General features: G+C 60.2%; 29 protein-coding genes. 14 read left to right on the top strand and 15 right to left on the bottom strand.

Annotated elements, in window-relative coordinates; genetic code table 11:
• Positions 1-117: 117 nt before the first annotated feature.
• From bla to dmeR, 3 genes are all read right to left on the bottom strand, one after another.
• Positions 118-1,116 carry a class A beta-lactamase gene (bla, locus tag GA0061103_RS09600; protein WP_092710152.1) on the bottom strand — a complete coding sequence of 333 codons (999 nt, stop codon included), beginning with the start codon at positions 1,114-1,116 and terminating at the stop codon, positions 118-120.
• Positions 1,117-1,201: 85 nt separating this feature from the next.
• Positions 1,202-2,194 carry a CDF family Co(II)/Ni(II) efflux transporter DmeF gene (gene dmeF / locus GA0061103_RS09595; protein ID WP_092710149.1) on the bottom strand — a complete coding sequence of 331 codons (993 nt, stop codon included), beginning with the start codon at positions 2,192-2,194 and terminating at the stop codon, positions 1,202-1,204.
• A 139-nt stretch (positions 2,195-2,333) separates the two neighbouring features.
• Positions 2,334-2,606, bottom strand: coding sequence for a Ni(II)/Co(II)-sensing transcriptional repressor DmeR (gene dmeR / locus GA0061103_RS09590; protein ID WP_092710145.1), 273 nt, complete (start codon positions 2,604-2,606; stop codon positions 2,334-2,336).
• 197 nt (positions 2,607-2,803) lie between these two features.
• Between dmeR and GA0061103_RS09585 the strand changes: the two genes are divergently transcribed.
• Both GA0061103_RS09585 and GA0061103_RS09580 read left to right on the top strand, forming a co-directional pair.
• Positions 2,804-3,217 carry a MerR family transcriptional regulator gene (locus GA0061103_RS09585; RefSeq protein ID WP_092710140.1) on the top strand — a complete coding sequence of 138 codons (414 nt, stop codon included), beginning with the start codon at positions 2,804-2,806 and terminating at the stop codon, positions 3,215-3,217.
• A 199-nt stretch (positions 3,218-3,416) separates the two neighbouring features.
• Positions 3,417-3,905, top strand: coding sequence for a GNAT family N-acetyltransferase (locus GA0061103_RS09580; RefSeq protein WP_069616046.1), 489 nt, complete (start codon positions 3,417-3,419; stop codon positions 3,903-3,905).
• A 36-nt stretch (positions 3,906-3,941) separates the two neighbouring features.
• Here GA0061103_RS09580 and GA0061103_RS09575 read toward each other — a convergent pair whose 3' ends face one another.
• On the bottom strand, positions 3,942-4,592 hold the full coding sequence (locus tag GA0061103_RS09575) for a C39 family peptidase (protein WP_092710136.1): 651 nt from the start codon (positions 4,590-4,592) through the stop codon (positions 3,942-3,944).
• Between the two features lie 75 nt (positions 4,593-4,667).
• Between GA0061103_RS09575 and GA0061103_RS09570 the strand changes: the two genes are divergently transcribed.
• The gene (locus tag GA0061103_RS09570) at positions 4,668-5,447 is read left to right on the top strand and encodes a class I SAM-dependent methyltransferase (RefSeq protein ID WP_092710133.1); all 780 of its coding nucleotides are present in this window, start codon (positions 4,668-4,670) and stop codon (positions 5,445-5,447) included.
• A gap of 3 nt (positions 5,448-5,450) precedes the next feature.
• Here GA0061103_RS09570 and GA0061103_RS09565 read toward each other — a convergent pair whose 3' ends face one another.
• From GA0061103_RS09565 to GA0061103_RS09555, 3 genes are all read right to left on the bottom strand, one after another.
• Positions 5,451-6,365 carry a cytochrome c gene (locus GA0061103_RS09565; RefSeq protein WP_092710130.1) on the bottom strand — a complete coding sequence of 305 codons (915 nt, stop codon included), beginning with the start codon at positions 6,363-6,365 and terminating at the stop codon, positions 5,451-5,453.
• A 90-nt stretch (positions 6,366-6,455) separates the two neighbouring features.
• A complete protein-coding gene (locus GA0061103_RS09560; RefSeq protein ID WP_092710125.1) occupies positions 6,456-6,899 on the bottom strand; it encodes a c-type cytochrome in 444 nt (147 codons plus the stop codon).
• A gap of 265 nt (positions 6,900-7,164) precedes the next feature.
• Positions 7,165-7,800 (bottom strand): LysE family translocator, encoded by a 636-nt coding sequence (locus GA0061103_RS09555; protein ID WP_092710122.1) that lies wholly within the window; start codon positions 7,798-7,800, stop codon positions 7,165-7,167.
• Positions 7,801-7,928: 128 nt separating this feature from the next.
• Between GA0061103_RS09555 and GA0061103_RS09550 the strand changes: the two genes are divergently transcribed.
• Positions 7,929-8,630: a helix-turn-helix transcriptional regulator gene (locus GA0061103_RS09550; protein ID WP_092710118.1), complete on the top strand. Its 702-nt coding sequence runs from the start codon at positions 7,929-7,931 to the stop codon at positions 8,628-8,630.
• Positions 8,631-8,664: 34 nt separating this feature from the next.
• Here the strand turns inward: GA0061103_RS09550 and GA0061103_RS09545 are convergent, their stop codons facing one another.
• Complete coding sequence (locus tag GA0061103_RS09545; RefSeq protein WP_092710115.1) at positions 8,665-9,447, bottom strand: SDR family NAD(P)-dependent oxidoreductase; 783 nt, start codon at positions 9,445-9,447, stop codon at positions 8,665-8,667.
• 163 nt (positions 9,448-9,610) lie between these two features.
• Here GA0061103_RS09545 and GA0061103_RS09540 point away from each other — a divergent pair, with 163 nt between their 5' ends.
• A complete protein-coding gene (locus GA0061103_RS09540; protein ID WP_092710112.1) occupies positions 9,611-10,507 on the top strand; it encodes an AraC family transcriptional regulator in 897 nt (298 codons plus the stop codon).
• A 29-nt stretch (positions 10,508-10,536) separates the two neighbouring features.
• On the opposite strand, the gene GA0061103_RS09535 is transcribed toward GA0061103_RS09540, so the two are convergent.
• From GA0061103_RS09535 to GA0061103_RS09525, 3 genes are all read right to left on the bottom strand, one after another.
• Entirely contained in the window at positions 10,537-11,043 is a 507-nt protein-coding gene (locus tag GA0061103_RS09535; protein WP_092710109.1) for an anthrone oxygenase family protein, read from the bottom strand.
• A gap of 82 nt (positions 11,044-11,125) precedes the next feature.
• Positions 11,126-11,974 (bottom strand): metallophosphoesterase, encoded by an 849-nt coding sequence (locus tag GA0061103_RS09530; RefSeq protein WP_092710106.1) that lies wholly within the window; start codon positions 11,972-11,974, stop codon positions 11,126-11,128.
• Positions 11,975-12,101: 127 nt separating this feature from the next.
• Positions 12,102-12,704, bottom strand: coding sequence for a superoxide dismutase (locus GA0061103_RS09525; protein ID WP_047627512.1), 603 nt, complete (start codon positions 12,702-12,704; stop codon positions 12,102-12,104).
• 270 nt (positions 12,705-12,974) lie between these two features.
• Between GA0061103_RS09525 and GA0061103_RS09520 the strand changes: the two genes are divergently transcribed.
• The gene (locus GA0061103_RS09520; RefSeq protein WP_092710103.1) at positions 12,975-13,622 is read left to right on the top strand and encodes an aspartate/glutamate racemase family protein; all 648 of its coding nucleotides are present in this window, start codon (positions 12,975-12,977) and stop codon (positions 13,620-13,622) included.
• 3 nt (positions 13,623-13,625) lie between these two features.
• On the opposite strand, the gene GA0061103_RS09515 is transcribed toward GA0061103_RS09520, so the two are convergent.
• Positions 13,626-13,970 (bottom strand): nuclear transport factor 2 family protein, encoded by a 345-nt coding sequence (locus GA0061103_RS09515; protein WP_092711218.1) that lies wholly within the window; start codon positions 13,968-13,970, stop codon positions 13,626-13,628.
• 178 nt (positions 13,971-14,148) lie between these two features.
• Here GA0061103_RS09515 and GA0061103_RS09510 point away from each other — a divergent pair, with 178 nt between their 5' ends.
• The 3 genes from GA0061103_RS09510 to GA0061103_RS09500 all read left to right on the top strand — a co-directional run bounded on the left by GA0061103_RS09510 (position 14,149) and on the right by GA0061103_RS09500 (position 16,984).
• Positions 14,149-14,964, top strand: coding sequence for a helix-turn-helix domain-containing protein (locus tag GA0061103_RS09510; RefSeq protein ID WP_092711216.1), 816 nt, complete (start codon positions 14,149-14,151; stop codon positions 14,962-14,964).
• Positions 14,965-15,071: 107 nt separating this feature from the next.
• Positions 15,072-15,758 carry a YbhB/YbcL family Raf kinase inhibitor-like protein gene (locus tag GA0061103_RS09505; protein ID WP_092710101.1) on the top strand — a complete coding sequence of 229 codons (687 nt, stop codon included), beginning with the start codon at positions 15,072-15,074 and terminating at the stop codon, positions 15,756-15,758.
• Positions 15,755-16,984 carry an MFS transporter gene (locus GA0061103_RS09500; RefSeq protein WP_092710098.1) on the top strand — a complete coding sequence of 410 codons (1,230 nt, stop codon included), beginning with the start codon at positions 15,755-15,757 and terminating at the stop codon, positions 16,982-16,984. The genes GA0061103_RS09505 and GA0061103_RS09500 overlap by 4 nt, the downstream gene beginning before the upstream one ends.
• Positions 16,985-16,989: 5 nt before the next feature.
• On the opposite strand, the gene GA0061103_RS09495 is transcribed toward GA0061103_RS09500, so the two are convergent.
• Both GA0061103_RS09495 and GA0061103_RS35560 read right to left on the bottom strand, forming a co-directional pair.
• The gene (locus GA0061103_RS09495; RefSeq protein WP_092710095.1) at positions 16,990-17,241 is read right to left on the bottom strand and encodes a DUF1488 family protein; all 252 of its coding nucleotides are present in this window, start codon (positions 17,239-17,241) and stop codon (positions 16,990-16,992) included.
• Between the two features lie 70 nt (positions 17,242-17,311).
• Positions 17,312-17,434 (bottom strand): hypothetical protein, encoded by a 123-nt coding sequence (locus GA0061103_RS35560; protein ID WP_280949797.1) that lies wholly within the window; start codon positions 17,432-17,434, stop codon positions 17,312-17,314.
• A gap of 142 nt (positions 17,435-17,576) precedes the next feature.
• Between GA0061103_RS35560 and GA0061103_RS09490 the strand changes: the two genes are divergently transcribed.
• Complete coding sequence (locus tag GA0061103_RS09490) at positions 17,577-18,152, top strand: GNAT family N-acetyltransferase (RefSeq protein WP_092710092.1); 576 nt, start codon at positions 17,577-17,579, stop codon at positions 18,150-18,152.
• Here the strand turns inward: GA0061103_RS09490 and GA0061103_RS09485 are convergent.
• Positions 18,110-18,997, bottom strand: a complete 888-nt coding sequence (locus GA0061103_RS09485) for a branched-chain amino acid aminotransferase (RefSeq protein WP_092710089.1) — start codon at positions 18,995-18,997, stop codon at positions 18,110-18,112. The genes GA0061103_RS09490 and GA0061103_RS09485 overlap by 43 nt on opposite strands.
• Positions 18,998-19,306: 309 nt before the next feature.
• Here GA0061103_RS09485 and GA0061103_RS09475 point away from each other — a divergent pair, with 309 nt between their 5' ends.
• From GA0061103_RS09475 to zwf, 4 genes are all read left to right on the top strand, one after another.
• Entirely contained in the window at positions 19,307-20,347 is a 1,041-nt protein-coding gene (locus GA0061103_RS09475) for a zinc-dependent alcohol dehydrogenase family protein (RefSeq protein ID WP_092710083.1), read from the top strand.
• 335 nt (positions 20,348-20,682) lie between these two features.
• Positions 20,683-22,242 carry a TerC family protein gene (locus GA0061103_RS09470; RefSeq protein ID WP_092710080.1) on the top strand — a complete coding sequence of 520 codons (1,560 nt, stop codon included), beginning with the start codon at positions 20,683-20,685 and terminating at the stop codon, positions 22,240-22,242.
• A gap of 15 nt (positions 22,243-22,257) precedes the next feature.
• The gene (gene tam / locus GA0061103_RS09465; protein WP_092710076.1) at positions 22,258-23,028 is read left to right on the top strand and encodes a trans-aconitate 2-methyltransferase; all 771 of its coding nucleotides are present in this window, start codon (positions 22,258-22,260) and stop codon (positions 23,026-23,028) included.
• A 274-nt stretch (positions 23,029-23,302) separates the two neighbouring features.
• Positions 23,303-24,823 (top strand): glucose-6-phosphate dehydrogenase, encoded by a 1,521-nt coding sequence (gene zwf, locus GA0061103_RS09460; protein WP_092710073.1) that lies wholly within the window; start codon positions 23,303-23,305, stop codon positions 24,821-24,823.
• Positions 24,824-24,836 lie beyond the last annotated feature (13 nt).

Here is a 24,836-nt window from a genome sequence, read left to right as displayed (position 1 = left end):
TATCGCAAAGCTACCGCGTAGTTATGCGCAACGGGCAAATTACCAGATTGCATGAAGACGATACGATCCTGATTCAGGTCACGATCGTATCGTCTTGTTTTTACTGCTTCTATTCCGCTATTGCCCGACCATATCCACGATGATCTTGCTGACCTCGGCAAAAACGGCCTCCACGTCTTTTGCAGCCGCCGTTGCCTCGGCAACGAAGGTCGTGACCAGAACGGGACCACGTTCCGGCGGCCAGATGACGGCGATATCGGCATAGGAACCATTATTGCCCGTGCCGGTCTTATCGCCGACCTTCCACTCTTTCGGCAGGCCAGCCCGCAGTCGATTGTTGCCCGTGGTGTTGGCGACCAGCCAGTTGACCAGCTGATCCCTCGATGTTTCCGACAGCGTATTGCCGAGCGTCAGAAGTCCGATCGTATCCAGCATCGCATCCGGCGTCGTGGTGTCGCGCGGGTCGTCCTTGACGGCCTGATTGACGTCGGGCTCGTTGCGGTCGAGGCGGGTTTCGGTATCGCCCGTCGTGCGCAGCCACGAGGTCAACGCGGCAGGCCCGCCGAAGCTTTCGAGCAGAAGATTGCCGGCCGTATTGTCGCTCAGCGTGATCGCGGCTGCGCAGAGCTCGGCAATGGTCATGCCATCGCCGTCGGCGTGCTTTTCTGTTTCCGGCGAATAGGTGACGACCTTATCCTTGCCGTAGGTGATACGACGGTCGAGCTTTTCAGTACCCTGGTCGACACGCGCCAGCACGAAGCCGGCGGCGAGCGCCTTGTAGGTGCTGCAGAGCGGGAAGCGCTCCTCCTCACGATGACCGAGGGAGATATTGGTTTCGGTGTCGAGCACGGAGACGCCAAGCCGACCGCCGGTCTTTTTTTCCAGATCGACGAGCTGCTTGTCGACATCATCGGAAAGTTGCGAATTGTCCTGCGCTCCGCTGTCGCCTTGCGGGCTCTGGCCGCCGGCGTCGGGCATTGCAGGATTGTCCGTTGCGGACGGAGTCTGCGGCGGTGTGTTATCCTGCGCGAAAAGCCTATCTGGGCCGAGTGTCAGCGCGGGAAGAAGCAACGCCGAGCCCGCCAACAGGCGGCGGCGGGTGAGCAATGTGGGCATGCGAGGGGCCTCCAGCAGAATCGGCAGGTCTTAGGCTATGCGAGGAATATGTCGAGCCTCTGACCTGACCGATTGCTAGCGGATTCTATGCCGCCTTGTCGACGGTAACTTCGACCGTCACGTGCGAGAGCTCGTGGATCTCGGCAAGCCGCGCCTTGTAGAAGGACGGATCGCGTGAAACGGGCGTTGCGACGGCGACGATGGCGGCATGATGCCCCGGGCCGACCTGCCATACATGCAGATCGGTGATGCGGTCCTCGTCCGTCTCGATCGCCTCGCGGATCTCATCCGGCAGATCCTCGCCATGCGGAATGAAATCGAGGAGAACGGCGCCGGAAGCGCGCAGCAGGCTCCATGCCCATTGCAGGATCACCAGGCCGCCAACGATACCCATGACGGGATCGAGGAAGGTCCAGCCGAAACGGCTCCCGAGCAGCAGGGCAACGATGGCGAGAACCGATGTCATCGCATCGGCAATGACATGGACATAAACGGAGCGCAGATTGTTGTCCCTGCCGCCTTTCTGGCCATGGTCGTCGTGGTGGTGATGATCGTCGTCATGGTCATGCTCATGGGCGTAGCCATGGCTGTGCCCGTGACCGGCATGGCCGTGGTGATGATGGCTGTGATCGTCGCGCAGCAACCAGGCGCTGACGAGATTGACGACGAGGCCGACAACGGCAATTGCTATGGCCTCGCGGAAATTGATCGCCACCGGATCGAGCAATCTCAAAATGCTCTCCCAGCCCATGATCAGCGCAATCAGCGCCAGCACGATGGCGCTGGCAAAGCCTGCGAGATCGCCGAACTTGCCGGTGCCGAAGGTGAAGCGCGCATTGTGCGCATGCCGGCGCGCATAGAGATAGGCGAGCGCCGAGATCAGCATGGCGCTGACATGGGTCGACATATGCCAGCCGTCGGCAAGCAGTGCCATCGAGCCATAGATCGTGCCAGCACCGATCTCGACCACCATCATGACCGCCGTCAAGGCGATGACGAGCCAGATGCGACGTTCGTTGCGCTGATGATCGGAGCCCAGAAAGACGTGGCTGTGGCCAATTTCGGGGGAAATACTCATGACATTAGTCTCTCGTTGAATGCCTGAAATCATAAAACGCGTCGCGATCTTTCAGATGTACTCCTGGCGTTTTATGCCTTCGATTTTTCGCATGTCGTTATCGCAAAACCGCCGCACACTTTTGCGCGACATGCTTTGGTCACCGCAAATAGGTCTTCAGCACGTCGGCGATCTCATCGATCGCCTGTCGGCGGGCCTCGTCGCTTTCGGCATGCAGCACATGCTCCTGCAGATGGTCTTCCAGAACCTCTCCGGTCAGCCCCGTCAGGGCGCCGCGAATGGAGGCGAGCAACTGCAAGATTTCCCCGCAGGGGCGCTCGGCCTCGAGCGCCCGCTCCACTGCTTCCATCTGCCCCTTGAGGCGGCGGACGCGTGAGAGGAGCTTGGCTTGCTGATGAACGGTATGGGACATTACGGCCTCGATTTATAGTATAGGGGGGTATACTATTTATGACGGTAGATTGGAAGCATCTTCTTGCGGAGCCGGGCTGGGCAATGAGAAAGCCGGAGGACTATCCGGAGCCGGTCATGCCTCTTACCTGATCTTGCAATTTTGCGCTGACGGTCGCATATATTGCTCTAGAGACTAGAGGTGTTGGAGGCCATGCAATGCTGACGATCGGCGATCTATCCAGGCGCACCGGCGTGAAGGTGCCGACGATCCGTTATTACGAGCAGATGGGGCTGATCTCGGAGCCCGAGCGCAGCGAAGGCAATCAGCGACGCTACTCCAAGACGGATCTGGAGCGCCTCGCCTTCATCCGCCATGGCCGCGATCTCGGCCTGACGATCGACGCCATCAAGGAGCTGATCTCGCTCAGCCAGCATCCGGACCGTCCTTGCGTCGGCGCCGATCGCATCGCCAAGGAGCATCTCGAGGATGTGCGCATCAAGATCGCACAGCTGAAGCGGCTTGAGCATGAGCTGGAGCGCATCGTCTCGCATTGCGATGGTCACAGCATCGAAGACTGCTATGTGATCCGCGCGCTCTCCGATCACGGACTATGCGAACACGAGCATTAAGCCCCCATTGACAAACGCGCTGAACCGGATCATTGATGCGCCCATGATCACGCACGCACTCCACAACTGCTCGTATTTTTGGCTGTACCTGTAACGGGCGGCCAAGACAGATCATAATGTCAACAAGCCGCCGTCAGGCGGCTTTGTTGTATCGGCAGCGTCCTGACGGCTCATTTGAAAAACAAGGACGCAAAATGCCATGCTAGACGATAGCGACATCTCACTTCTTCGCCCACCGGTGCTGACCATCCGCAACGCGCAGCCGCGCGATCTGCCTGAGCTCAACGATATGATCCGGCTGCTCGCCGCCCATCACGGCGACCCCTCCGGCACGACGCCAGAGCAGCTGGAGCGTGATCTCTTCGGTCCTGTGCCCTGGATCACGGCGCTTGTCGCCGAAGGCGAGCAGGGGCTGATCGGCTACGCTATCCTCGTGCCGCTCTACAAGGCGCAGGAAGGCCAGCGCGGCATGGATTTGCATCATCTCTTCGTGCGTGACGGCCATCGCGGCCATGGCGTCGGGCAGCATCTCGTCGACCGCGCTCGCGATATCGCCCGCAAGGCCGGCTGCAGCTACCTTTCGGTCGGCGCCGCCACGGGCAATTTCCAGGCTCACCGCTTCTACGAAAACATGGATTTCAAGCCGCGTCCGGTCACCGGCATGCGCTACCTGCAGGCTCTGGCCTGATGCCGGCCTTTAACAGGATCGCCATCCGATATTGATTTAACGATCGATGGCGATCCCGCGGCCTGCAAAAAACCTCTCGAACACCTCCAGTGGCATCTCCGCGTTCTCGCGCGTCGCATCGATGTGACCGGAGGGATTATGGAAGCGGATGCTGTTTCCGTCTATAGACGTCACAAGTACGAGATGGCCGCCCTTGACCGGCGGCTCGGTCTCGGGCCAGCGGATCGAGTGATGCACCGACGCGATGAAAAACTCCGACTGCGTGAGGATATCGGCGATATCAGCGACGGCAATCCCGGTGACGACGCGGGCAGCCAGATCGAAGCGATCCCGGACGAAGGGGACGAACGGCGCATAGATCAAGCCTTTGATCCGGCCATCAGCCGCCTCGACATAGCCGCCATACTCCCGGCAGCCCATGGCCAGCTCCATGATCGGAATGGTTTCGCCGGTGCGGGCGGCGAGCACCATCTTCAGGCAGGCCATGCCGCAAAGATTGCCGGCCCAGCGGGCATAATCCTCGACGCTGCTTGCGCCGGATGACGCCCAAAGCGGATCCCTGAGCAAGGCCGATTGTGCACCCTCGGCCACAACAGCCAGTGTCATGTCAGGCGTTTCCCATTGGCTGAAATAAGGAACCTTCCGCGCCACCCTTGCGTCCACGACCACCCTCTCCTGTTGCCGAATCCCGTGGCTACAAGCTTGACCGGAAATGCGCTAGAAAAATGGCTGTCAGCTTCGATCTGCAACTGGAGGTGCGACTTGGAACAGCGGTTCACATTCGATGGTGTCGCCAGCCTCTATAACACTTCCCGCCCGCTCTATCCCGATGCGCTTTTTGCCGATGTCATCGATTTTGCCGGGCTGGAAGCCAAGGATCAGATTCTCGAAATCGGCTGCGGCACCGGACAGGCGACCGAGGGCTTTGCGCGCCGTGGCTTCTCCATCCTCGCGCTTGATCCCGGCGCGGAATTGATTGGAATTGCCCAGGAAAGATTGGCGGAATTTCCGCGAGTGCGATTCGAGCAAACCACCTTCGAAGCATGGCCAGGCAAGCCGGAGAGCTTCAGGCTGATATTCGCGGCACAATCCTTCCATTGGGTTTCGCCAGAACTGCGCTTTACCAGGACCACCGCCCTCCTCGCGCCGGAAGGCACACTCGCGGTCTTCGGCAATGTGCCGATTAGGCCGGAACCGCCGCTATCCAAAAAGTTTGCCGAGATCTATGCCCGCCATGCCCCGCAGCTTGCTGGCCCGCCTGTGGAGGCCTGGTATCTACCCGACGGCCCTTTTGCTCGGGAGCTCCAGCAGTCCGACTATTTCGAAGCTCCGATGCATCATTGCTATCCCTGGAGCCGATCGCACACGGCGCAGAGCTATACCGACCTTTTGCGTACGCTCTCGAGTTACCGGCTTTTGACCGAGGATCGAAGAGAAGCTTTGCTTGCCGAGCTTGCTGACGCCATCAACGTGCATGGCGGCGCATTCGAGCTGCATTACGAGACGCATCTCTATCTCGCCAAGCGCGCAAGCGCCGCTTGAGCATCATTTCGCCGGCAGCGCCTTCAGATAGGCCGCGATCGCCTCGCGGTCGGTTGCCGGCAGGTGGGCGATGTTCTGCTGGACTTCGGCCATCGAGCCGCCGGCGGAATCGTAATCCGGGGTGAAGCCGGTTTCGAGGTAGTTGGCGATGTCGCCGGCGCTCCAGCTGCCGATCGCCTTGGAGCCGGGCGTAATATCCGGGATCTGGCCCTTGCCCTCCGGATTGGGCGCTCCCGCCAGCCATTGGCCGCTCACGAAGCCACCCAGGCTGTCGCGCGGGGTGTGGCATTCACCGCAATGTCCCGGCCCTTCGACGAGATATTGCCCGCGCTTGATCTTCTCGTCGGCATTGGCAAGCACGACGCGCGGCTGGTCGTTGAGATAGAGGAATTTCCAGGCTCCGAGCGCCAGCCTGATATCGAAGGGAAAGGGCAGCTCATGCGGCGGGGCGACATTGTCGCTCTTCGGCAGCGTCTTCAGGAACGCCCAGAGATCGTTGATGTCCTTGTCGCTCATGCGAGTGTAAGAGCCGTATGGAAAGGACGGGTAGAGATGCTCGCCGTTCTTTCCGACGCCGCGCTTCATGGCATTGCCAAAATCGGCAAGCGTCCAGCTACCGAGCCCGGACTTCTCATCCGGCGAGATATTCGGCACGTGGAAAGTACCGAAAGGGCTTGTCAGTGCCAGGCCTCCCGAAAGCACCAGCTTGGCATCGCCTTGCGCACCAGGAGCAGCGTGGCAGCTCGTACAGCCGCCCGCCCAGAAGACCATCCCACCGTTCTTGACGTCTGGATCGCCGAGATTGGCCCAATGGCTCGCCGGCAAGGGCGATGGCGCGGTGATAACATAGAAGGCGCCACAGCCAAGGATGATGACGCCGAACAGACAAAGCAACCACCGGACAAACCGCGCCATCACGTTACCCCCAAGCTTTAAAGCCAAAAAGCTCCGCACCGGCAGGACCGATGCGGATGCTAGATCTTATTTTAGACGAGACTGACCTACCGCTTAGTCTTTCTTGATGCGGTAGGCCTGATGACAGGCGCCGCAGCTGCCGCCGAGTGTCTTCAACGTCGCGCCGACGCCGGCCTTGTCTGCCGGGAGCTGGGCGAGTGCCGTCTCGGCATCGGTGGAAAGCTTGGCGGCGTGCGCCTTGAAGTCATCAAGGTTATCCCAGATCTTCGGGTTGACCTCGGCGTCAGTCTTGTCGCTCTGCGGATTGAACTGGTCCGGGAAAACCTTGGCGGTTTCGGCGATCGTGGTCAGTGATGCCTTGACGATATCGGCATCATAAGGCTTGTCGCCCTTGGCAATCGCGCCGAGAGCCCCTGTGGCGCCGCCGATCTTCTTCATCATCCCGATGCGGGAATCATGCGTGCCGTCGGCTGCGACGACCGAACCCAGTGCGATGCCGGCCAGAGCCGTCGCCATCACAATCGCTTTCCACTTCATTTCGTTCTCCTAGCTCTCGGGTGTTCAAGACCGCGCGTGCGGCCCGGCGCATGATTACGGCGACATGTTTGCCGGTTTCCCTTCCGGCAATGAAGTCACAAAGTGGTGAGAGACAGAGCGTTTCCGCGTTTCTTTGAATCGCGACAACGCTCTATCTTTTCGCTTTTACGCATTCCGGACGGAAAACCGCTGCGCACTTTTCCTGGAAATGCTCTTGGTAAAATCAGTGTCATGCAATCGACACACACATTCGGCGCATCAGCCCTCACGCCAATTTCAGGCCCTCCCAGACCGTAAATGCCGAAACCGCGACCAGCAGCAGCCCGGCCGCGCGGCCTGCAAATGCGGTTGCCTTGGGATTGGCGACCAGCAGGTCGCGGCTGCGCCCGGCAGTGATGGCAAGTCCGCCGTAAATGGCAAATTGCGTCGCGATGGTCATGGCTCCCATGATGACGGCCTGTATCCACATCGGGCCGTAATCCGGCTTCAGGAACTGCGGATAGACGGCGAAGATGAAGAGATAGGCCTTGGGATTGATGAGGCAAGTGACCGCCCCCTGCCGGAAGGCTTTCCAGGCGGAACGGCTGCCGGCCGGCCCCTCGCCTCCCACGGTGATGGAGCTGCGCATCAGCGTATAGCCGATGTAAGCCATGTAGGCTCCGCCGATGACAAGCAGCGGATTGAAGAGAACGGGCACGAAATGCATCAGCAGCCCAATGCCGATAGCGCCGTTCAGCGAGTGCACCGCACCGCCGAGCATGATGCCGCCCGTTGCGGCAAGTCCGCGATTGCTGCCGCCGGTGAGCGAATTGGCGAGCACGAACAGCATGTCCATGCCCGGCACGATGATGATGCCCAAGAGAAGGATGAAGAAGAGCCAGAGATTTTCTGCGTAACCCATGTCAGTTGCCTATCGCCCTCTCCGCGAAATCAGGAGAGGAAATGGTTGATTTTCAAGTCGATAGACAGTCATATAAAGCGAGCCAACTGACGATGTATTGTCAGTAGCCTTCATCTTCGAGGCAAGAAATGCGCAAGGCGTCGCGCCTGTTCGAGATCATCCAGATCCTGCGGCTGGCCAAGAAGCCGGTGACGGGGGCCGACATTGCCGACCGTCTTGAGGTGACGGTACGCTCAGTCTATCGCGATATCGCGGCATTACAGGCGATGCGGGTGCCGATCGAGGGCGAGCGCGGCATCGGCTATATCCTCAGGCCCGGTTTCGACCTGCCGCCGCTGATGTTCTCGATCGAGGAAATGGAGGCGATCGTTCTGTCGCTGGCGCTGCTGGAACGCACGGGCGACGCCGAGTTGAAGCAGGCGGCCAAGCGCGTGACCGCGAAGATCGCCGGCGCCGTGCCGGCGCCATTGCGCCAGACGCTCGACGCCAATGCGCTGCATGCCTGGGGCTTTGCCGCACCTTCTGCCTCGGCGATCGATCTGGCCCTGGTGCGACGCGCCATTCGCGACGAGGAAAAGCTGGACCTTGCCTATCGCGATGAGCTCGGCCGTGCCAGTGAGCGCATCATCCGGCCGATCGCGCTGATCTATTATGCCGAAACCGCCAATATCGTCGCCTGGTGCGAATTGCGCCAGGCAATCCGCAATTTCCGCAGCGACCGGATCGAGGATTGCCAGCCGACCGGCCTCTGGTTCAAGGGCGAAGGCGATAGCCTCAGGCAGATCTGGGTGAATGGCTGGCAGATAAACACCCCAGCCGCTGCCGGCTGAGGTGTTGCAGATTCCACAGATCTACCATTGCTAACTAAAGGATCATGCCGCCCGAGGCTTCGATGCGCTGGCCATTGACCCAGCGATTGTCGTCCGACAGCAGCGAGGCGATCATCGGGCCGATATCATCGGGCAGGCCGGCGCGGCCGAGCGCCGTCATGGAAGCGACCATCTTGTTGACCTCGGGATTGTCGCGGACGATACCGCCGCTGAAATCCGTCTGGATCGCGCCGGGCGCCACCGTGTTGACCGTGATGCCGCGCGGGCCGAACTCTTTGGCAAAATAGCGCGTCAGCACTTCGACCGCGCCCTTCATGGCCGCGTAGGCGGACGAGCCCGGATTGCTGAAACGGGCAAGGCCGGAAGAAATGTTGATGATGCGACCGCCGTCATCAAGGAAGGGCAGCAGCTTTTGCGTCAAGAAGAACACGCCCTTGAGATGGACGTTGTAGAGCTTGTCGAACTCGGCTTCCGTCGTTTCGGCGATGGAGGCGTGATAGGAGGTGCCGGCATTGTTGACGAGGAAGTCGAAGCGATCGCGGCCCCAGCCCTGCTGCAGTGCGTGGCGGGCTTCGGCAACGAAAGTGTCAAAGGACGCGACATTGCCGGCATCGAGCTTCAACGCCACGGCCCTTTGACCGAGAGCTTCGATCTCGCCGACGGCGCTATCGGCTTCTGCCTTATTTGCATTGTAGGTCAGGATGGTATCGACGCCACGCCGGGCGAGGTGAATGGCGGTGTTGCGGCCGAGACCGCGGCTGCCGCCAGTGATGATCGCGATCTTTCTCTTTGATTTATCGATATTTTCAGTCGTCATTGCAGCGTCTCCAAGGAATGCCTGATGACAGAAAATTACGCCCTCAAGGCCATTTCCTTGAATGCCGGAACTCGCGAATTTCTTGCCTATTCCTCCAACTGCCTTGTTCGCTGGCATGCCACTGCTATGATGATGCAATAGCCCCTTGTCCTGGAGACCGCCTATGTCGTCGGCCCTTAAAGATGCGATCATGCAATTCATGAAAGCCAATGGCGGCGGCGATAGCAGAGTGTTTTCAACCGCCATCGATGGCCTGCACGTCATGTGCTCGACCGAGCCGAAAATGCCGCATTCGATGATCTATCGACCGGCGCTTTGCGTCATTCTCCAGGGCGCCAAGCAATTGATGCTGAATGAGAGGGTGATCGATTATGCCGAAATGCAGGCGCTGATCATCAGCATCGAATTGCCCGCAGCCGGCAGGGTGATCCAAGCGAGCGTCGAGAAGCCCTATATCGCCATCTCCCTCGAATTCGATGTCGGCATGATGCGCGAAGTGATGGAGCAGCTCGACAGGCCGCCGAGACCGACAGGCGGCGCTCATCTCGGCATATTCGTCGAGGATCTGAGTGAGCAATTGGCCGACTGCCTTGTGCGATTGACTCGCCTGCTCTCGACGCCAAGCGCTATTCCAGTGCTCTATCCGGTAATCATGCGGGAAATCTGCTTCTGGCTGCTGACCGGCCCCAATGGCGGCGAGGTCTGCAAGCTGGTGCTGCCGGACGGACAGACCCGGCGCATCGCCGATGCCATCCGCCTGTTGCGTGACAATTTCGCGGAGCCGGTGCGGATCGAGCAGCTGGCCGCTGTCGCGCGCATGAGCCCCTCTTCCTTCCACCAGCATTTCAAGACGCTGACCTCGATGACCCCGCTGCAATACCAGAAGCAGATGCGGCTGCTCGAAGCCCGCCGTCTGATGGCTGCCGGCCATGCCAATGTCGAGACAGCCGCCTATCGGGTCGGCTACGAAAGCGCCTCGCAGTTCAGCCGCGAATATACGCGCATGTTCGGCACGCCGCCGAAAAGGGATGTGACCGAGATGCGGATGGCAGCGGAGTAATAACAGATCAACTCTCGGTTTGCGCACCGCTATAGAGCAATCGCAGTCACCAACAGAATGAAAGCCAGTAATCCCAAGACAGCGCGTGCGGCATGCGACCATTCCCAGAGATCACGCAGCATGGTCCAGTCCGCCTCGGCATCGGTCTCGATCCGATGGCCACCGACCGGATCATGGGAAAAGAACCCAGCGCCCAACCCTTTCAGCTCGGCATCCTTGAGCCAGAAATTGTTTACCGGCTGTATCAGCAACCAAAAGACTGCGTGCATGGCAGCCATGGCAGCAAAGGCGGCGGCAAACAGCCAGAACGCGATGATGTTGGCTGGCGTCAGGAACAGGAGAAGCAGAAGCAAAAGAATGCCGATCGGCTCGGCAACGCCGCCGATCGTAAATCCGGGATAATAAATCCGCTGAACCGTCATATAGTCTTCTCTCGACAGTCGCATTTTGCCCGGCAGCTCCAGCAGATGCGCCAGCGCCAGTGCCATGGCGACTGCCACGACTAGGATTGTCAGAATTTGCAGTGTCGGAAACATCGGCTCCGCCTCACAGCAGCCTCCGTTCCTAAACTTTCAACGGTGCGGATCGTTCCCCATGTCAAACCACACAGGGGATTCATCAAGCGCCCGGCAGCACCAGCACCCGGCTATCCTCGCGTCCGAAGCCCGTAACCTCCAGCCGATCATTGTAGACGGCAACGATCGCATAGGCGCTCGTATCTTCGGTATCGACCATGCCCTTGAAGTTGACGAAGTATGTGCCGCCCGACACTCCAAAATTGCCGGCGTGATTGTGGCCATTGAGATAGGCGACGACATGGTCGTGTTTAGCCAGAAGCGAAAGCATGCGGTCGCTGTTCAAGGCGTTGTGGGCATTCTCCGGAAAGACCGGATAATGGTTCAGGATAATGACCTTCTCGCCCACCGTCTTCGTCTCCCGCAGCTTTGCGGCAAGCCAGTCGAATTGCGCCTCACCAATGGCTGCGTTCCAACGCTGGCCGTTCGTTGCGCCCGAATCCCCCAGGCGCTTCATCAATTCCTTCGCCTCCTGCCGGCGCGGATCGCCTTCCGGCGGGGCAAAAACGCTGATTTCATTGCCGTCGAGCGCGATGAAGCGATAGCCGGAATGATCGAAATCGTAATAGGCCGAGGGTATGCCCACACGGGCGGATACGCCGCCGAGATGTTGCGATGCCACGGCGAAATCGTGATTGCCGAGGAGGAAATGCTTGGGATGGCGCAGGGCTTCGTAGACGGCCAAAATGGCGTCGAAGCTCTTCCATTCGCGATCGATGATATCGCCGAGGGTCACCACGAAGGCGAGATCGTGCCGATTGAACTCCTCAATTGCCTCGCGAAGCTTGTCGAGGCTTTTCGCCGGATAGCGATTGAGCGTTAGATTGGGCTCAAGATCTGCATATTGCGGATCGGCAATGACACCAAAGCGGAAGAGCGGTGCTGATGGCATTCAGCCTCCTTGGGCGGTCTCCCCGGGGCCGCCATGCGGCGCACGGATAGATCAATAGGGCTGCTCATAGGAAAACACCCGACGCCAGGAAGACGCCGGGTGCGAAAGCCAGCCTATACGGCAAACCTTACTTCGTAGCGGCTTCGTAGCGCTCCAGGACGTAGTCCCAGTTGATCAGGCTGTCGATGAAGGCTTCGAGGTACTTCGGACGCAGGTTGCGATAGTCGATGTAATAGGAGTGCTCCCAGACGTCGACGCCGAGGATCGGGTCTGCACCATGAACGAGCGGGTTTTCGCCATTCGGGGTTTTGGAGATTTCGAGCTTGCCGTTCTTGACGGAAACCCATGCCCAGCCGGAGCCGAACTGCGTTGCACCGGCAGCGGCGAAATCGGCCTTGAACTTGTCGTAGCCGCCGAGATCGGAGGCGAAGGCTGCTTCGAGCTTGCCCGGCAGCTTGTTGCCGCCGCCGCCCTTCTTCATCCACTTCCAGAAATGGATGTGGTTGTAGTGCTGGGCTGCATTGTTGAAGAGGCCTGCATTGGTGCCGAAAGACTTCTTCACGATCTCTTCGAGCGACAGATCGGAAAGACCCGCTTCGGCAGCAAGCTTGTTGCCGTTGTCGACATAGGCCTTGTGGTGCTTGTCGTGGTGATACTCGAGCGTCTCACGCGACATGAAAGGCGAAAGGGCGTCGTAATCATAAGGAAGTGCAGGCAATTCGAAAGCCATGGTCATATCTCCTCTTGGCAAAAAATTGCGGTCGGCAGGTGAACCGGAACATAGGAGCGGTCGCCCGGAAGAGCAACCGGCGACATGCCAAAAAAGTTGCACGCGGGAGCAAAAATTGCCCTATTTTTCAATTAGGTATAGCACCGACTTAGAAATTTATCTTATTGCATATAATGATGTTTCGATACAGGGCGGAATGCCGCGACAAAACGTCGACAAAAGAGGCTGCCGTGGCTAGGTTCACGGATATTCAGCTCTGGTAGGAACCCCATGACGATCGCCTGCCTGCACACCGCCGAAAGCAACATCGCCGTCTATGAGGCGGCGGCGAAGGCGCTCGGGCTGCCTGATGGCACGCTGCGTCATCATGTCCGGGCCGACCTTCTCCTCGCCGCCGAAAAGGTGGGGCGCCTGACGGATGAGATTTCAGCAGAAACAGCAGCGCTTCTCTGGCATCTGGCGGAGGATGCCGATGCCGTCGTGCTCAACTGCTCGACGCTCGGCCCGGCAGTGTCGAAGATCACGACCGGTGCTGGAGCCCCGATCATCCGGGCTGATGCGATGCTGGCCGAAAAGGCCGTGAGGAGCGGTGACAAGGTCATCGTCCTCTGCACGGTCGAAACGACAATCGCGCCAACGACTGCACTTTTCGAAGCAGCGGCTAAGGCGACAGGTGCCAAGATCGAGGTTCGGCTGGTTCCCGGTGCATGGGCACATTTTCGCGCAGGCGATCTGTCCGCCTATCTCGCCGCCATTGCCAATGCCGCGAAGGCTGCTCATGACGAGGGCCATGTTACGATCGCTTTCGCGCAGGCGTCCATGACCGATGCCGGGCACCTCCTTCCGGAAGGTCACCCGCAACCGATGACCGGCCCGACCACTGCGCTTGCGGCGGCAATGGCGAAAGCCAGCAGCTAGCCGTTACACGTTCCGGCCAAAATAGACATTAACCTCGGCGATGCGATCGCCAGCAAAGCGGATCAGCTCGACATTGCGAAAGCTGCCGCCATCCATCTTCTCGGCGCGGTAGCCGACGATCACGTCGTCACCGTCGGCGACCAGATGTTCGATGTGAATGGCGCGAAAAGCCTTCTCCTTCGGCCAGCAATGCTCGAAATACCGTTTCTTATCAAGATGATCGTCGCGCGGGCTGGAGAAGGTGAAGTCCTGGGTGAGCAAGGGATCAACAAGATCGGGATGCTGCGCGATATAGGCTGCAAACAGGCGCCTGACCATATCACAGCGCGTATTTTCGAGAGAGCTCATCATCTGCCTCCTCCTTTGTATCAGGGCGATCTTCAATCCGCCAATCTCAATCTGATTGCAAAATGCAATCGGTTTATAACATGAGGCGAGCGAACCGACAAGGCGCTTCGCGGACTTGGCATTGCTGCCCGCGTGGTCCAAACTCCACAATATCCCCAATCAGCAGGAAGCCATCATCGTGTCCGAGGCTCATCATCAGATGTTGGAAAAGCTGCGCCGCCTGGCGGCCAAGGACAATCGTCCGGCGGTCGCGCCGACCGGCATCGGCAGCTATTGCACGCTTTTCACCTTCGTCACGCGCGAACGCGAGCGCATTGCCGGCTCGGCCTTCTCACAGGCTTCAATCGTCGCCATCCTTGAAGGTTCCAAGGAAATCGTCAGCATGGGGCGGCAGCGACACTTTGCGGCCGGTACGGTGCTTGTGCTGCCGGCCGGCTGGAGTGGCGATGTGGTCAACGATCCCGATCCGCAGACTGGCGTCTACCGGGCAATCTTCATTACCTTCCCCGAGGAGCTGACACGGCGCGCGGCCAAGGCCTTTCCGCCTGCCCAAATGGCTTCCCAGGCAGACCTGCCGCTCGATCCACTGCTCGCCGCTGCCATCAACCATGCGGGCGAAGGCATTGCCGGCGGCAACATGCCGATCCCCTTGATCGAACACAGGCTTCTCGAAATCCTCATGGTGCTCGGCATGCGCGGCGCCCTGCCCGGTTCGCCGGAAACAACAGCCGAAGCGGTGCGGGCGCTGGTGCGCTGGCAACCGGATCGGTCATGGACGGCAGATCTCATCGCCGCCGAGCTCGGCACCAGCAACGCGACGCTGCGGCGACGGTTGTCACGAGAGGGCGCTTCCCTGCGAGAGGTGCTGGCCAGCGAGCGCGTGGCGCTGGCAACGACCCTTCTTGCCGAAGACGGGCTGTCGCTGCGTGAAGCCGCGCTTGCGACAGGCTATCGCTCGCCACGACGCTTTGCCGACCGACTTCGCAGCGCGTGAGCGTTTGCGACAGCATTTTGAGCGTTTGCGTGCGCCGACGCTCGACCCAGATTTGTTAGACCTGCTCTCGAAGGCTCACAGGAGCCGCAACGCGAAAGGGCAACATCATGAAAACCGTGCTCGATATTCTGAACGCCACCATCATCGCAGCAGCCGTCGCCACGCCCGCCCTGTCGGCCGATCTCAAGGTAACGCTTCCAAAGAGCGATGGCCGGATGCTGCTGCCGGAAAACGCCTCCTGTATTTCGACATCGTCAGACAAATCCGCGCCCGGCCCCAACAAGAGCCTGGCCGTCTCCTGGTCGAAGGGGCCGAAGGGAACGCGCTCCTATGCGCTGACGATGGTCGATCCCGATGTGCCCACGGATTTCTCGCTGTTCAACAAGGCGGACAAGACCATTCCGAAGGATTTCAAGCGGATGGAATTCGTTCACTGGGTTCTGGCCGATATCCCGGCGTCGCGCACCAGGCTTGCCGAAGGCACGGACGGAAACGGCCCCTCGGCCAATGGCCTGCCGCTCGAGCGCACCGCCTATGGACGGCGCGGCCAGAATGGCGCCGGCGGCGGCAACTTGAAGGATGGGCCGCATGGCGGTTACATGGGCGCCTGCCCGCCCTGGAATGACGCGCGTGTCCACAGCTACCACGTCACCGTCTATGCGCTCGACGTCGACAGGCTGAACCTTCCGGACCTCTTCACCCGCGCCGACCTCATCGCCGCGGCGAAGGGTCACATCCTGGCATCGGGCAGCCGGGAACTGTTTTACACATTGAATGCAAAGGCCGAGAAATGACCGAGACGAGATGGGATGCAGCAGCACCGGCCGAGCCGGAAACCGCTCACTGGATGCGGAACCTGATGATTTGCCTCGTCGGCTCGTTCACGACGATCGTGGCGATGACGCTGCTGCTCCCCTTCCTGCCACTTTATGTCGAGGAACTCGGCGTCGCCGATAAAGCCGCGATCGTGCAATGGTCCGGCATCGCCTATGGCGCCACCTTCTTTGCCGCCGCCTTCGTCGCGCCACTCTGGGGGCGGCTCGGCGATATCTACGGCCGCAAGCTGATGCTGATCCGCGCCAGTCTCGGCATGACGGTCGCCATCTCGCTGATGGGCATGGCCGGCAATGTCTGGCAGCTGGTGGCGCTGCGCCTTTTTACCGGCCTTGCCGGCGGCTATGCCTCGGGATCGATGGTGCTGGTGGCCGCGCAAACGCCGAAGCATCGCTCGGCCTGGGCGCTGGGCACGCTGTCCGCCGGCATCATGGCCGGTAACCTCGTGGGACCATTGATCGGCGGGGCGCTGCCGCCGATCATCGGCATTCGCGGCACATTCCTGCTGGCCGGCGGCGTGATCTTCATCACCTTCCTGGCGACGACCTTCCTCATCAAGGAGGAGAAATCCACGGCACGCAAGAAGGCCGCGAAGGCCAGCGGTAGCTGGGCCTCGATTCCGGACAAGCGCCCGGTCGTCGCCATGCTGTCGCTCGGCCTGCTGCTGATGCTGGCCAACATGTCGATCGAGCCGATCATAACAGTCTACGTCGCGCAGTTCGTCACGGACGCTAATGTGACGATGATCTCGGGCGTCGTCATGGCCGCTGCGGCGCTCGGCAGCATCCTGTCATCCTCCTGGCTCGGCAAGCTCGCCGACCGTATCGGCTACTGGAGCGTCATCACGGCGGCGCTTGCCGTTGCGGCACTGCTGTTGATACCGCAGGCTTTCGTGACCTCGGCCTGGCAATTGATCGGCTTGCGTTTCCTGATGGGCGTGGCGCTCGGTGGCCTTTTGCCCTGCATCACCGCCGTCATCCGGCACAATGTTCCGGATGCGGCGACAGGCAGCATCCTCGGGCTGTCGATTTCCTCGCAATATGTCGGCCAGGTGGCAGGCCCGGTCATGGGTGGCTTCGTCGGCGGGCATGTCGGCATGCGCGCCGCGTTCCTCGGCACCTGCGTGTTGCTGGCGGTCGGAGCCGTCTATTGCTGGTGGGTCAGCCCGAAGAAAGAGACGGAATAATCTCGTCAGCGAAAATCGCTGGCCGTCAGGATATAGAGGCGCCGCCGCGTGTAGCCATAGGCTTTCGCTGCGGCCCTCTGGATAACATCGCGTCCGGCATCGAAGGCGGCAAGATAGGCCGCTTCGGTGCTGGCACCCGGAAAGACATCCGCATCGACGAGGAACGGAACCTCGAACATGCCATCGTGGCCGATGAAGCGAATACGGTTTGTCGAGGCGTCGTAACTGCGACTGCGGTTGGGAAAGCTCAGGCTCATCGTCAACAACCTCACGACAAAACAAATCCGGCGGCCCGATGAAGGCCGACGGCTTCGATCGCTTCCGATGTCACCAGGTCAATCCGAACAGCATCGAATAGATGACGAAGCCAATCGCCGCGACGACGCAGAGCTGCAAAAACAGCCCGTAGTAGTCGAAAAGATAGACGGAAGCAGGAAGAGGAATTTTCATGGCGGCCTCCTTAGTGGTTATGCCGACCATGTTCAGAATAGCACAGAAACGGCTTTTACGCCGTTTATTTCGGATTGAGTTCACGCTTAAATATTGCCGATTTGGATCTTTGCCTTTGTCTCGACAGTAGTGGAGAAACGCGGTGCTTCCGACTTTTGAAACCGACCGCCTGATCCTGCGCCCACGCGTTATGAACGATATCGACGATTGCCTGGCCATGGATCGCGATCCGGAGGTGACGAAATTCATTCCCGGCCCGTGGCACGATGTGGTCGCGCATCGAACCTTCGTGAAAGGCCGCATCGAGGCGGACTTCGGCGATGGCCTGGGTTATTGGTCGATCCGCGCCAAGGATAACGTCAAGCAATTCCTCGGCTGGATATTGCTGATACCCGCCGATGCCATCGGGCCTGACATCGAGATCGGGTGGCGGCTGAACAGGCTTGCCTGGGGCAAGGGCTATGCGACGGAGGCGGCAAAGCCTATCCTCGCCCACGCCTTCCAGACACTTGAACTCGATCGTGTAACCGCCGACATCGCCCCTGGAAATGCGGCATCCATCCGCGTCGCGCAAAAGCTCGGGCTGTCGCAGCCGCGCAAGACCACCTATCACGACGAGCCCTTTGCCTCCTACAGCATGACGAGGGTTGCCTTCGAGGCTGAGCTGACGGCGGCTCACTCTTCGCTGGCGCTGCGGCCGTGTGCCCAATCCATGTAAAGCTCCAGCGCCTTGCGAGCGACCGGTCCCTCCTGGAATTCGCGGCCATCGAGGCGATTGACGCTGACGACCTTGGAATAGTTGCCGGTCGTGAAGATCTCATCGGCAGCCATGAACTGCTCGACGGAGAGCGTCTCCTCGCGCACGTCGAAGCCTTCCTGACGCAGCAGGCCGATGACACGGGCGCGGGTGATGCCGGCAAGGAAAGTGCGGTTGGCGACCGGCGTATAGACGATGCCGTCCTTGACCATGAAGACGTTCGACGACGCCGTCTCGACGACATTGCCGTTCATGTCGCGCACCAGCGCATTGTTAAAACCGCGGCCCCTCGCCTCCAGGATCATGCGGCCGCTGTTCGGATAGAGCGAGCCGGCCTTGGCGTCGGTCATCGCCGTTTCCGGAGACGGGCGGCGGAAGGGCGAGACCGTCAGCGTGATGCCGCCGGTGCCGCCAAGCGGCGCTTCGAACAGGCAGAGGGCAAAGCGCGTCGATTCCGCATCGACGGCGACGACGCTGCCCGGCGAACCATGCTCGCCCCAATACATCGGCTTGATGTAGATCGGCGTCTTGCCGTCGAATTTCTTGATGCCTTCCCAGGCGAGCTTCTCGATCTCCTCGGAGGTCTTGATCGGTTTCAGCCCCATGGCAACGGCCGAGCGGTTGATGCGCTGGCAATGAAGATCGAGGTCGGGTGCGATGCCATCGAACCAGCGTGCGCCGTCGAACACGGTCGAGCCAAGCCACATGGCATGCGAGGTAGGCCCGATCAGCGGCGGATTGCCGGAGAGCCATTCTCCCTCGACATAGGTCCAGGTGGCGGTGCGGGGCGACGTATCGACGGACATGGTGTTTCCTCTCCTAGGGCACTTCAGCTTTTCAGGGAATCTCTGAACCGCTCTATCTTTTTGTTTTCTCGCAATTCCAGACGCAAAACGGCTTTGCACTTTTGCTGGAATTGCTCTGGGTGGCGAAGAGCAAATAACCGTGCAACCCGAGGGTCAAGCGGAAACTGCGCAGCAAAATCCATTTGCAACAAAGCGCCCGATACCGCATTCATAGCGCAATTTTCATGCGTCGAAACAACAACTTGACGAATAGGTCCATCAGGAAAAATGATGGGTGGAACGGATCGTCAGGAGAGAGGGAGAACTCCCATGAAAGCGATGTATTACGAGGCCTTCGAGGCGACGCCCGAAATCCGCACCCTGCCCGACCCGACACCCGGCGAAGACGGCGTGGTCATCGCCGTCGGCGCGACCGGGCTCTGCCGCAGCGATTGGCATGGCTGGATGGGTCATGATCCCGATATCAAGCTGCCGCATGTGCCGGGCCACGAGCTGGCCGGCAAGGTGGTCGCGACCGGGCGCGGCGTCGTTCGTTTCAAGGTCGGCGATCGCGTCACCGTTCCCTTCGTTTCCGGCTGCGGCCATTGCGCCGAATGCCATTCCGGCAACCAGCAGGTCTGCCCCAGCCAATTCCAGCCCGGCTTCACCCACTGGGGCTCATTCGCCGAATATGTCGCCATCGATTATGCCGACACCAATCTCGTGCACCTGCCCGAGACGGTCGACGATGCGACGGCGGCAAGCCTCGGTTGCCGCTTCGCCACCTCCTTCCGCGCCGTTGCCGATCAGGCAAAGACGCGGCCCGGCGAATGGATTGCCGTGCATGGCTGCGGCGGCGTCGGCCTGTCGGCGATCATGATTGCCAGTGCGCTCGGCGCCAATGCCATCGCCATCGACATTTCCGACGAGAAGCTCGCCTTCGCCCGCGAGTGCGGCGCGGTCGCGACCATCAATGCGGCTGAGGTCGCCGATGTGGCCGAGGCCGTGCGCGAAATCACCAAGGGCGGCGCCCATGTCTCGATCGACGCGCTCGGACACCCCGCCACCTGCTTCAACTCCATCAAGAACCTGCGCCGGCGCGGCCGGCACGTGCAGGTCGGCCTCATGCTCGGCGACTACGCGACGCCGCAGATCCCGATGGCGCAGGTCATCGGCCACGAGCTGGAAATCTATGGCAGCCACGGCATGCAGGCCTGGCGCTACGACGCCATGCTCGACATGCTCGCCGCCGGCAAGATCGCGCCGCAGAAGCTCATCGGCCGCCGGATCAGCCTGGAAGAGGCGGTGCCGGCGCTGATGACGCTTGATAAGGCCGAGGGCAAGGGCATCAGCGTCATCACGAAATTTTGAACTCTGGCAGCCTCAACGAAGAAATCCCGATAGTTGCCCGCACCGCTCGCCTCAACCGGGCGGTGCAGAGACATTTTCGAAAAAGTGTCATGCAATCCGGATAGACTGATTTATCCGAAGCCCTTGCGCAAATCTCATTTCGTGTCCAGATTGCCGCCCATGCCCGAAAGCGAGCCTTATAGTTCCTGCTCCAGGAAAACCGGCCCGACAAATAGCGATCCGGATAGCGACGGCTGTATGAGCCGCGCGGTAATGTTGGCGCGCGGCATCTCACCCGACAAACAGAAGGAAAGAATTGGCAGGCCCGTCACGGCCGGCGCCAAACTTGCATATTGATGATCTTCGACTGGCTATCCGACCCTTCCGCCTGGATCGGTCTTGCTACCCTGATCGTTCTCGAGATTGTTCTCGGCATCGACAATCTCGTCTTCATCGCGATTCTGGCCGACAAGCTGCCGCCGCATCAGCGCGACGCGGCGCGCATGATCGGCCTGGCACTGGCCCTCATCATCCGCCTGGCGCTGCTTGCCTCCATTGCCTGGGTCGTGACATTGACGGCGCCGCTGATCTCAATCTGGGGCTTCAGCCTGTCCGGCCGCGACCTCATCCTGATCTTCGGCGGCCTGTTCCTCTTGTTCAAGGGCACGATGGAACTGCACGAACGGCTGGAGGGACATGAAGCACAAGGCGAAAAGAAGCTCGTCCATGCGGTCTTCTGGCAGGTGATCGTCCAGATCGTCGTACTCGACGCCATCTTCTCGCTCGACAGCGTCATTACCGCCGTCGGCATGGTGCAGGAGCTTTCGGTGATGATGGTTGCGGTCATCTTCGCCGTTGGCGTCATGCTGTTCCTGTCGAAGCCGCTGATGGCCTTCGTCTCGAAACATCCGACCGTCGTCATCCTCTGCCTTGGCTTCCTGATGATGATCGGCTTCTCGCTTGTCGTCGAAGGCTTCGGCTTCCATGTGCCGAAGGGCTATCTCTATGCGGCCATCGGCTTCTCGATCATCATCGAAACACTGAACCAGCTTGCCCGGCGCAACAAGGAACGGCTGATCACGCCAACCAACATCCGCAATCGCACCGCCGATGCCGTCCTTGGCCTGCTCGGTGCGAAACGGCCGCAGGGCGCGCATGGCGAAGCCGCCGAGAAGAGCACGAAGGAAACCATCAGCGAAGAGGTCTTCTCCGCCGAGGAAAAAGACATGATCCACGGCGTTCTTACGCTTGCGGATCGTTCTGTCCGCTCGATCATGACGCCGCGCACCGATATCGTCTGGCTCGATCTCGACAAGCCACGCGAGGAGCAGCAGCACCGCGTCATCGAGATGGGCCATTCGCGCTTTCCGGTCGTGCGCGGCAGCCTCAACGATTTCGTCGGTATCGCCAGTGCGCGCGACGTCATGCGCGACCTGATGCAGAAGGGCGAGATCGACCTGCAGCGCTCCATCCGCCAGCCTCTCGCCGTGCATGAGAGCATAAACGTGCTGAAGCTGATGGAGCGGCTGCGGCAGGCAAACCAGGCCATGGCGCTTGTGCTCGACGAATATGGCGAGATCGAAGGGCTGGTGACCACGACGGACCTCTTCGAGGCGATCGCCGGCGATTTCCCCGACGAGGACAACGAGCCGCTGACGATCGACAAGGGTGAAGACGGATCGCTGACCGTCGACGGCTGGATCGACATTCGCCATCTCTCGAAGCTGGTCGGCATCGATCTTGTCGATGAGACGGATCGTTATTCGACGCTGGCCGGTTTCATCCTGTGGGGCCTTGGCCATCTGCCGCATGAGGGCGAGCGCTTCAACTCTGGCCGACTCGCCTTCGAAGTGGTCAAGCTCAATGGCCGAAATATTGACAAGGTCCGGATTCAACCGCTGGAATATGCAATCTAGGAAGAGGAAACGCTCATGGCATGGTCTGCCGGCCAATATGTGAAATTCGAGGATGAACGCACGCGCCCGGCGCGCGATCTGCTGGCTCAAGTGCCGCTGCAGCATGTCGAGCGAGCGATCGACCTTGGTTGCGGCCCCGGCAATTCGACCGAGCTGATCGTCGAGCGCTATGGCGCCGCCGGCGTCTCCGGTCTCGACAGCGACGACAACATGCTGGAGGCAGCCCGCAAGCGCATGCCCGGCACGCACTTTGAAAAGGCCGATCTCGCGACATGGCGGCCGGAAGCGTCCGTAGACCTGCTTTTTGCCAATGCCGTATTTCAATGGCTGCCCAACCATCTCGATATTCTCGACCAGCTTATGGACGGGCTGAAGCCCGGCGGCGTGCTTGCCGTGCAGATGCCCGACAATCTGACCGAACAGAGCCATCTGATGATGGAAGAAACCGGCAAGACCGGCCCTTGGAGCGAGGCCTTTGCGAAAAAGAGCGTACGCCGCAATCCGCTGCCTTCGCCCTCGGTCTATTACAACAGGCTGATCGGCAAATCGGCTCGCGTCGACATCTGGCACACGAACTACAATCATGCGCTGGAAAACGCAGCAGCCATCGTGGAATGGGTGAAGGGCACGGGCTTGCGTCCCTATCTCGACCATGCCGGCGCCGAGCATCGCGATGCGTTCACCGCCGAATATCTGAAGCATATCGAGAAAGCCTATCCGCCGCTGATCGACGGCAAGGTGCTGTTGCGCTTCCCGCGGCTCTTCCTGGTCGCGGTGAAGAAATAGGTTATTTATCAGCCCTGAAATACTGGCTGACGGCGGTGCGTCGATCCCATCGACAACCGGCGTCAGGCCGCGCTACAGCGCCGCGCGCCAATATGGCGCGCAAAGGTCGCTGTAACACTTTAAATCTGCTGCATAATTTTACCTTAAATCGATTCCGATTTAAGGAATTATGCAGTAGAACACCCATAGCCAAAGCTGAAACAGCAATCGCTCCGAGGAGATAGTCGATGTCGTCCAGAAGCCCCGAGTATGGCCGCCAGAAGGAGATCCGCGCATGACCACCCCCGACGTCGCACCGGCTCCGCCGCTGACATTCGTGATCTTCGGTGCTGCCGGTGATCTCACTCGGCGCCTGCTGATCCCGACGCTGATCAACATGACCCGCAGCGGGCTTGTTGGAGATGATCTGCATATCCTCGGCATCGGCATCGAGACCGGCGGCGTCGAGATGCTGCTGGAGCGACTGGAATCGTTCCTGAAAACCTCCGGCGACATGGAGGATCCGGCACGAGAGGCGGCGTGGCAGAGCCTGCGCAAGCGCATCAGCTACATTTCCGGCGACTTCACCCAGAACGGCGTCTACAAGGAGATTTCGGATTATCTCTCGCATGCGCCGAGCGCCAATGCGGCCTTCTATTTCGCCGTGCCGCCGCAATTCTTCGGCGACATCGCCGAGAAGCTTTCCGAAAACGGGTTGATGAACGAGGCAACCGGCGCCTTCCGCCGCATTGCGATCGAAAAGCCTTTCGGCCACGATCTCGCCTCGGCACAGGCGTTGAACGCGCGGCTGCTGAACCACACCCACGAAAGCCAAATCTACCGTATCGACCATTTCCTCGGCAAGGAAACTGTCCAGAACATCATGACGACGCGCTTCGCCAACATGATGATCGAGGCGCTGTGGAACAACAATTACATCGACCATGTGCAGATCACGGCGGCCGAACTTGTGGATGTCGGCACGCGCGGCAAATTCTATGATGCGACCGGCGCGTTGCGTGACATGGTGCCGAACCATCTCTTCCAGTTGCTGGCGATGGTGGCGATGGAGCCGCCGAACAGTTTTGACGCGGAATCAGTCCGCAATGAAAAAGGCAAGGTGCTGAAAGCCTTGCGCACCTATTCGCGCGAAGACGCGGCCAGGAACGGCGTGCGCGGCGCCTATACGGCCGGCCCGATCTCCGGCCGCGATCTGCCGGCCTTTACCCAGACGGCCGATGTCTCGCCCGACAGCAATACCGAAACCTTCGTGGCGCTAAAACTCTTCGTCGATACCTGGCGCTGGGCCGGCGTGCCCTTCTATCTGCGCACCGGCAAGGCGATGAAGGCACGCGATACGGAAGTGGTCATCACCTTCCGCCAGGTGCCCTTCGCGCAATTCCCGCGCCATGGCACCCAGCCCGAACTGCCGCCGAACAGGCTCATCATCCAGGTGCAGCCCGATGAGGGGCTCGACATGGAGATCTCGATCAAGAAACCGGGTCTGGTGTTGAAAACCGCGCCGGTTTCGCTCGACTTCCGCTATGCTGACAATTTCGACATCGGCAAGCAGACCGGTTATGAGAGCCTGTTCTACGAACTCTTCGTCGGCGACCAGACACTGTTCCAGCGCGCCGACGGCATCGAAGCCGGCTGGGCTGCCGTACAGCCCTTCCTCGACCTCTGGGCCGAGGGCGGCAAGCCAGACCCTTACGCTCCCGGCAGCACAGGCCCCGCCTCCGCCGACGAACTCATCGAACGCGACGGCCGCAAATGGCATCAGATCGACGGCGGATCGAGCGGCAAGAGGGTTTAGGACTGAAAGCTTT

Source organism: Martinezella multihospitum, assembly GCF_900094585.1.
In the GTDB taxonomy this organism is placed as follows: domain Bacteria; phylum Pseudomonadota; class Alphaproteobacteria; order Rhizobiales; family Rhizobiaceae; genus Rhizobium; species Rhizobium multihospitium.
This window is presented reverse-complemented; position numbering and strand designations above follow the sequence as displayed.

Excerpts from the sequence above, each read along its gene's own strand:
- bla (WP_092710152.1), bottom strand. The coding sequence starts at position 1,116 with ATGCCCACATTGCTCACCCGCCGCCGCCTGTTGGCGGGCTCGGCGTTG.
- dmeF (WP_092710149.1), bottom strand. The coding sequence starts at position 2,194 with ATGAGTATTTCCCCCGAAATTGGCCACAGCCACGTCTTTCTGGGCTCC.
- dmeR (WP_092710145.1), bottom strand. The coding sequence starts at position 2,606 with ATGTCCCATACCGTTCATCAGCAAGCCAAGCTCCTCTCACGCGTCCGC.
- GA0061103_RS09585 (WP_092710140.1), top strand. The coding sequence starts at position 2,804 with ATGCTGACGATCGGCGATCTATCCAGGCGCACCGGCGTGAAGGTGCCG.
- GA0061103_RS09580 (WP_069616046.1), top strand. The coding sequence starts at position 3,417 with ATGCTAGACGATAGCGACATCTCACTTCTTCGCCCACCGGTGCTGACC.
- GA0061103_RS09560 (WP_092710125.1), bottom strand. The coding sequence starts at position 6,899 with ATGAAGTGGAAAGCGATTGTGATGGCGACGGCTCTGGCCGGCATCGCA.
- GA0061103_RS09555 (WP_092710122.1), bottom strand. The coding sequence starts at position 7,800 with ATGGGTTACGCAGAAAATCTCTGGCTCTTCTTCATCCTTCTCTTGGGC.
- GA0061103_RS09550 (WP_092710118.1), top strand. The coding sequence starts at position 7,929 with ATGCGCAAGGCGTCGCGCCTGTTCGAGATCATCCAGATCCTGCGGCTG.
- GA0061103_RS09545 (WP_092710115.1), bottom strand. The coding sequence starts at position 9,447 with ATGACGACTGAAAATATCGATAAATCAAAGAGAAAGATCGCGATCATC.
- GA0061103_RS09540 (WP_092710112.1), top strand. The coding sequence starts at position 9,611 with ATGTCGTCGGCCCTTAAAGATGCGATCATGCAATTCATGAAAGCCAAT.
- GA0061103_RS09535 (WP_092710109.1), bottom strand. The coding sequence starts at position 11,043 with ATGTTTCCGACACTGCAAATTCTGACAATCCTAGTCGTGGCAGTCGCC.
- GA0061103_RS09530 (WP_092710106.1), bottom strand. The coding sequence starts at position 11,974 with ATGCCATCAGCACCGCTCTTCCGCTTTGGTGTCATTGCCGATCCGCAA.
- GA0061103_RS09525 (WP_047627512.1), bottom strand. The coding sequence starts at position 12,704 with ATGGCTTTCGAATTGCCTGCACTTCCTTATGATTACGACGCCCTTTCG.
- GA0061103_RS09520 (WP_092710103.1), top strand. The coding sequence starts at position 12,975 with ATGACGATCGCCTGCCTGCACACCGCCGAAAGCAACATCGCCGTCTAT.
- GA0061103_RS09515 (WP_092711218.1), bottom strand. The coding sequence starts at position 13,970 with ATGAGCTCTCTCGAAAATACGCGCTGTGATATGGTCAGGCGCCTGTTT.
- GA0061103_RS09505 (WP_092710101.1), top strand. The coding sequence starts at position 15,072 with ATGAAAACCGTGCTCGATATTCTGAACGCCACCATCATCGCAGCAGCC.
- GA0061103_RS09500 (WP_092710098.1), top strand. The coding sequence starts at position 15,755 with ATGACCGAGACGAGATGGGATGCAGCAGCACCGGCCGAGCCGGAAACC.
- GA0061103_RS09495 (WP_092710095.1), bottom strand. The coding sequence starts at position 17,241 with ATGAGCCTGAGCTTTCCCAACCGCAGTCGCAGTTACGACGCCTCGACA.
- GA0061103_RS35560 (WP_280949797.1), bottom strand. The coding sequence starts at position 17,434 with ATGAAAATTCCTCTTCCTGCTTCCGTCTATCTTTTCGACTACTACGGG.
- GA0061103_RS09485 (WP_092710089.1), bottom strand. The coding sequence starts at position 18,997 with ATGTCCGTCGATACGTCGCCCCGCACCGCCACCTGGACCTATGTCGAG.
- GA0061103_RS09475 (WP_092710083.1), top strand. The coding sequence starts at position 19,307 with ATGAAAGCGATGTATTACGAGGCCTTCGAGGCGACGCCCGAAATCCGC.
- GA0061103_RS09470 (WP_092710080.1), top strand. The coding sequence starts at position 20,683 with ATGATCTTCGACTGGCTATCCGACCCTTCCGCCTGGATCGGTCTTGCT.
- tam (WP_092710076.1), top strand. The coding sequence starts at position 22,258 with ATGGCATGGTCTGCCGGCCAATATGTGAAATTCGAGGATGAACGCACG.
- zwf (WP_092710073.1), top strand. The coding sequence starts at position 23,303 with ATGACCACCCCCGACGTCGCACCGGCTCCGCCGCTGACATTCGTGATC.